General features: G+C 50.6%; 3 protein-coding genes and 1 tRNA gene. 3 read left to right on the plus strand and 1 reads right to left on the minus strand.

Translation table 11 applies throughout. From position 1 onward, the window contains the following. Positions 1-149: 149 nt before the first annotated feature. Positions 150-225, minus strand: a tRNA-Gly gene (locus tag KOO63_12090). A gap of 282 nt (positions 226-507) precedes the next feature. Between KOO63_12090 and KOO63_12095 the strand changes: the two genes are divergently transcribed. From KOO63_12095 to KOO63_12105, 3 genes are all read left to right on the plus strand, one after another. Beyond that, positions 508-1,083 carry a hypothetical protein gene (locus tag KOO63_12095; GenBank protein ID MBU8922549.1) on the plus strand — a complete coding sequence of 192 codons (576 nt, stop codon included), beginning with the start codon at positions 508-510 and terminating at the stop codon, positions 1,081-1,083. An 82-nt stretch (positions 1,084-1,165) separates the two neighbouring features. Beyond that, positions 1,166-4,396, plus strand: coding sequence for a hypothetical protein (locus tag KOO63_12100; protein ID MBU8922550.1), 3,231 nt, complete (start codon positions 1,166-1,168; stop codon positions 4,394-4,396). Then, entirely contained in the window at positions 4,393-6,447 is a 2,055-nt protein-coding gene (locus KOO63_12105) for an O-antigen ligase family protein (GenBank protein MBU8922551.1), read from the plus strand. The genes KOO63_12100 and KOO63_12105 overlap by 4 nt, the downstream gene beginning before the upstream one ends. The last annotated feature ends 170 nt before the right edge of the window (positions 6,448-6,617 follow it).

A 6,617-nucleotide genomic window follows, 5' to 3' on the forward strand; every position in this document is an offset into this window, starting at 1 on the left:
CCAAACGTCAGCGGACCTGGTTTCGGAAATTGGATTGTTTGGAGCGAGGGAATCCGCAAGATGAGGCGTTGTCCAGTTGTATTTCGGCCGCGGTGGAAAGCGGGCAGACTCGGTAGAATCTCCGGGGATAGCTTTGTTGTTTGGGTGCTTGGAGCGGGCTACGGGGCTCGAACCCGCGACAACCAGCTTGGGAAGCTGGGACTCTACCAGCTGAGTTAAGCCCGCTCCGAACCTGGAATCTATCCGTCAGCATCAGGGCTGTCAACCTCCACCGCCCTGCGATTTGAATATCAACTGCCTTCCTCAGCAGCAGTTCCGCATTCATCATTTAGTTTATGATGGTATGTAAGGAGCATCTGATCCGGTCATTCATGACAAAGCTCAACTTCTCTTATCGAAAACCCAATTGTGTTGACAAAAAAATACAAATAGGCTTGAATCTAATTGTCAGCTTGAACCTGATGATTAGTAGTGGGCACCGGAATAATAGATAAGTATTGAACAATTATGAGTAATCAAAAAATATCTAACTTTTCTTATTATCTGATTTTGATTCTTACTCTCTGCATACCTAATGCCTATAGTCAGGAGTTATCGTTTTCCCTATCGCTGACAACCGACTCAGGCACGGTCCCCCAACTGCTTTTTGGGGTTAGGGACGATGCTTTTTCCGGTTTGGATAAGTATGATATCCCTGAGCCTCCCGCGGCACCGGGTTCACTCCTTCATGTCTTTCTTGCCATGCAAAGCCCTCCACTTGCGTTTCCTAATCGCTGGCATAGTGATATACGCTCACTTTCCGAGTACCAGGACAAGCGACTGGAAATCTGGAATATGACGGTGGAGTCCAATCAAACCGGTGGTGAAGGTTTGATTTCGATCGAATCCAATTCTACCCAAAACATTCCTTTCAAATTGCAAGTCCAGGGCCCCGGTGGCCTATTCGAAGTGGTTAATCCCCCGTGCACGGTCACCTTCCCGGTTAGTGCACCGGTTATTTCATTCTATTGGATTTTGGAAGTTGATGACCAAGTCCATGTTCGGACAGAAACCTGGGGGGGTGTGAAAAGCCTGTTCAGATAAAATTATCACCGGCGAGAAATCTTGATTTCGTGGCATCCCAGCAACTCCATTATTGGTGTATTAGTTGAGAAGGAGAATTTAGATGAGTTGGTTAAAAATGAGTTTCATTTTTGCTTGTTTGGTTCTAATCCTAATGCCCCCAACCTGGTCTTTGGCCCAGCTGGATTGTTCAGGGGACAACCTCCTGGCGGTGATTTTCGACAATGGCGACAACAACATTGAGGCACCTGCCTACGTTGGGGTGCCCGCTCATGTGGTTGTTTTGAATCCCACCACATCAGATATCTGGGGATACGAATTCGGATTTCATATTGATGGAAACTACATTGCCCCCAGTATTGCACTTGCGGGCTCCGGCCCTATCGATGTTGGTTTAGGCCTTGGCAACCATATTGTGGGCCTAAATGGACCAATACCAACTTCAGAAGTAACTACCCTAGCAACCCTGTCGTTTTTGCCCATGGACACGAACCCAATTTTGATTTATCTCCAACTGGTTGAACCACAAAGTAGCAGCGGATTCAACAGTGTAGTGATACCGCCAGGTGACGAGCTTCTCCATGTTTTTCCAGTTTCCGAAGACTATTCCCTCCCGGTAGCAGCAGTCAATCCGGACTTTCCGCTGGAATATTGCCCTGTACAAGAAGAGTATGAGCTGGCCATCACCATAGCCTCCGGGGGAGATAACAACAACTTTGCCGCCACTTCGTTAAATGCCACCGATGGTTACGACGCCGACATGGACTTCATCGACTCTGATCCAAACCGCAAGGTGTACTTTCCACATACGGGCTGGGTTTCTTCAGGCGAAGACCACTTCCGGACCGATGTACAGAGCGTATTCGATCCTCTGAACGAGATCAAACAATGGACCTTCGTCGTCGACACCCCATATCTCCAGTCCCCTGCCCAGGAAGTCCGAATCGACTTCGGACCCAATTTTTCAGAATCCTGGGGATATCAACTGCAACTGGTTGATCAATACACCGGCCAGACCACTTCCCTTTGGCCAAATCTCTCGTATGTGTATGAAATCTATGCCAACGATAGTCGTACATTCGAATTACAGGTCGCTTCCTTCCAAGAGGATTTCGATTTTTCCGTGGGCATCTCATATGGCGGTGATTCAGACAACACAGCCGCTGTTTCGATGAATGCAACCGATGGGTACGACCCTCTCTACGATTTCCCTGATGATGACCCATACCGAAAAGTATACTTCCCCCGAACTGGTTGGACTTCTCCTTTTGAAAACTATTTCAAAACGGATGTTCGCGCTCCATTCAACCCACTGACTGAAATGAAACAGTGGACGTTCGTCGTCGATACGCCCGTTGTGCAATCTGATGGTGAGACGGTCCAGATTGCTTTCGACCCTAGCTTTGTCGAATCATCCGGGAATGCCCTTCGTCTGGTGGATCACACTACTGGCGTCACTGTTTCCCTTTGGCCGAATTGTTCATACAGTTATCCCATGTACAACGCCGGCAGCCGAACCTTTGATTTGCAGATTGGCTCCTCACCAGTCCTGAATGACCCCTTCACGGTTGAATTCGGTGTTTATTGTGGGGAGATGGGGGACACAGGCAATTTTGCCGGCACACACCCCGACGCCCAGGATGGCTATGACCCAGGCCTGGATATTCCCGAGCCCGCTCCTGCTCCCGCCGTCTACCTAGCAGCTAGTTTTACGCATCCCGAATGGCCAATCGGGAGTCGCTACACTACCGACTACCGCAGTCTCTTTGATCCTCTTACCGAATCCCGGGTTTGGGCTTTCCAGGTGGAAACCGACCAGAACGCTAACATCAATATGGACTTCACTCCCTCGTTCAGTGAACTGGACGGGATATCACTTAAGTTGAAAGACCTGTCAAACGGGCAGGAATTCAACTTGTACCCCTCCCAGACCTATTCCTATTTGAACACGGGCCCTTCTATCAGACAATTCGAGTTGACTGTCGGAGGTGAGGGCCCGCTACCCCCGGATCTGGAACCTGCCAGTCGCAATATTTCAGATGGCTGGTCCTTGATAGGATTGCCTCTGGTTCCTCTGGCTGGGTCCAATACCTTGGGAGATGTCATTCTGGACCAGGTACCGGGGTATGGTTACGTATACGATTACCCCAGTACTGACGGGTATCGTTTCCTGTCTGCCGGAGACCCTGCCCAGTACGGAGTTGGCTATTGGTTGGCCACAGACGCACCATTCAACTGGACAATGCTCGGCGGTCAGTACCTGGATGGAATCACTATCGATCTTAATCCGGGCTGGAATCTCCTTGGTAATCCTATGTGGTTCCCTTGCCCGGTAGACGGAATCATGGTCAATTACGAAGGCCAAACCTATGACTGGGATAGTGCCAACAACATAGGATTAGTGGCTCCACTGCAGGACTACGATCGAGTAACCGATAGCTATTATCAAACCTTTGACATGGTCGCGTGGCAAGGGTATTGGTTCCGTTCTTATTATCCTGGAATTTCCCTTACTTTCCACTATCCCAACTTTCAGATTGTACCCAACCGACTTATAGCTTCTTTCCTAAAAGAGGACGACGACACAATATCGTGGAGCACCGAATTTCAGGTAACCGTCCCCGGGGAAAAAGTTGCCCGTTCGGTTACGCTGGGCGCTCATTCCACAGCTACAGAAGGCTTCGATCCCCGCTTGGATTGGCCGGAACCTCCGGCCTCTCCTTTGGGTGGGTCCAGGCTGGCTGTCCAGCATCCGGAGTGGGATCTGCCCGGCGGTAATTCCTTTGTGACGGACATGGTTCACCCGGACCAGGAAATAATGACGTGGAACATAGCCCTGACCACAGGCTATTCGGGAGATTTGGTCTTCAGTTGGGACCGAAGTCAATGGCCGAGCGATCTGGATTTTCAGCTTTACATCCCTGAAAAGAACCGGGTCGTTGTGATGTCAATGGCCAAGCAGGAGAGCATTGTTCTGCCAGTGAGCGGAGGCAGCCTGACAGTACAGGTTCGCACTCCAGACATGACCTCGGGCGTAGAAGATACTCCAGCACCGCCTTGGCGACTGGGTTTGTATCCGAACCCCTTTAACCCGATCACTACTCTTTCCTTTGATCTGAATAGACCCTGCACGGCTGAAATCCGCATCTACTCAGTCCGTGGCGAGTTGGTAAAAACTCTGGCCCAGGACCAGTACATGGCAGGCAGTCACCAAATATCCTGGAGAGGAACCGATGAAAAAGGGAGATCTGTTCCCAGTGGAGCATATTTTGCACGCTTGCTTGCGGACGGAGATCAGGTCGGTGAGGTAATCAAGATGAGCTTGATTCGTTGACTTCCAGGCAACGAATTTTGTTCCATTTGTTGTGGGTGCTGCCCGTTGCCTTTTGGCCGGGCAGCACTTCTTATGATGCCTTAAAATTTCTCCTTCTGGCAATGGCTGGATCAGCTTGGCTCCTGGCCGGGGTGCTGGGCTCGGGTGTAATTCCGAAACGCAGCCCACATCTCCAGGTTGGAGACAGATTCCGCATCAGGGAAAAGGGGAATTTTTTCCGTCTATTTCTAGGCTCACTTGGCCTAATTCTCTTAGTGGGCGGAATACGCGCTACCAATCCCCTTTTAACTCTCCGTTTTTGCCTTTTTCTGGGAATTGGGCTGTTCGTTACCCATTTGGCGGCTACTTGTCGTGACCCGGAATCTGGAAATCAAAATCTTCTGAAACCCCTACTGTATTCAACTAGCTGTATCGGCCTATATGGCATTGCCCAGATTTTTCAACTATTACCAGGAGCACCAATCGAGTCGAGATTACCGCCGGGAATCAGTACCTTGGGAAACCAGAATCAACTGGCCGGTTTGGCGAGCATCCTTTTTTTTCCATCATTGACCTTGTGGATGCGTTCCCAGCAAAAACGTGCAGAATGGTTTGCATCCCGACTAATCTCTTTTGTTCTGCTCATGGTCGTTTTCCTCTGTGGTGCCACGGGTCCTCAACTGTCCCTTGCAGGAGCAGGTTTACTGAGTCTACCCCCTCTTTTCCTCCTTCACTCGCGATGGGAATGGTCATCCTTGAGAATATTTATTGTTGGAGTAACACTCGCAACATTTGGAGGGATTTTCCTGATGGGGCTCGGAATTCGTGGGGGTGATGTGTCCGACAAAAGGTTGCAAGCAGCCCCAATTGTCCAACAGGTCCTGGATTCAAACCACTGGGACATTCGGAGAACTAACTGGCAAGTTGCCTGGCAGATGTTTCTCGACTCCCCGGTCACTGGGGTTGGAGCTGGGAACTTCTTCGTTCACATGCCGGAAACAAGGGCTGAACTGGGTCGACGATTCCCAAACCGTGATTTTGCCCAACACGCTCCTATCGCTTCGCGTGCCCACAATGAATACTTCCAATGGATAGCTGAAACCGGGTGGCTGGGATTAGGCTGGCTAGTTCTCATGGGGGGGTATTTGGGTAGATCTTGGTTCCAGATTTACAATTCCTACAACGCCCGAACAGATCGCCTCAGACATTTCCTTCTCTCCGCCGGAGTGATCACTGCATGTATTCTGTGCTTGGTCAGCTTTCCCCTTCACACTCCAGCCATCGGTCTTACTACCGCGGTTCTTCTTGGCCTTTGTTGTTGGCCAACGCATTCTCGGAAAACCACCCCAGATTTCGTAGTTCGTAGATGGAGTTTGTTCAGCATGTCCGGAGCTCTATTTTTTCTTCTTGGATTTACAGTTTTATTTTTCGGGGGGCGGGAATTCGTTGCAGATTTGAATCGTCAAATCGGCAGCAGGTATTTCCTGCTGGGAGAACATGAAACAGCCGCGCCCTACCTGGATCGTGGAGTTTCATGGGCCATTTGGCCCGAGCAAGGGAGAATGTTCAAGGGACTATGCCAAGCTGCTCTCGGTAGCCCAATGAAGGCCGAGAGTTCTCTGCAGGCCAGTCTCCTGGAAGCCCCGGCTTTCGAAACCATGCTGAGCCTGGCGGAAATAAAGATTGAGCAAAAGGATTTCTCGACTTCCGGCAAACTGCTGTCAATAGTTGAAGGATGCGGTCCAATCCAGGAGTTCCGACGCCAAGCAGCATATTTGAGGGGACTGGAAGCTCTGCGCGGGAATGATCTTCACCTAGCCAGCAAACTTTTTACTGACATGCTCCCGTTATTTCCCGCCTCCTACCGGGCCATGCTTGCCTTGGGCTATCTGGATAGCCTGGAGGGAAGAAAAAATGCAGCGGCAGCCAACTACCGCCAAGCCGTAATCACTCTGGAGTCCCTCCTTGCAGGAGAGATAGGCCAAGGGCCGATCACTATACCGAAAAGAATCCGCTGGCAAGGTCATCTCCGGACAGCACGCCAGGCTTTGCGCTCTGTCGCAGATTCTTGATCATTGTCTCAAGGGGTTGCGCCAACCCAAACCCTGTGGTTTCTTTCCAAACATGATCAATCTCATCCGCGCTTTCCCGGCTCCTCTTAACCGCCTCTTCGAATGGCGCCCCGGAGACCACATCACTCACCTGGACGGTCGGCCCGTTGAGGACATCCTCGACCTGTATT

Source organism: Candidatus Latescibacterota bacterium (assembly GCA_019038625.1).
In the GTDB taxonomy this organism is placed as follows: Bacteria; Krumholzibacteriota; Krumholzibacteriia; order Krumholzibacteriales; family Krumholzibacteriaceae; genus JAGLYV01.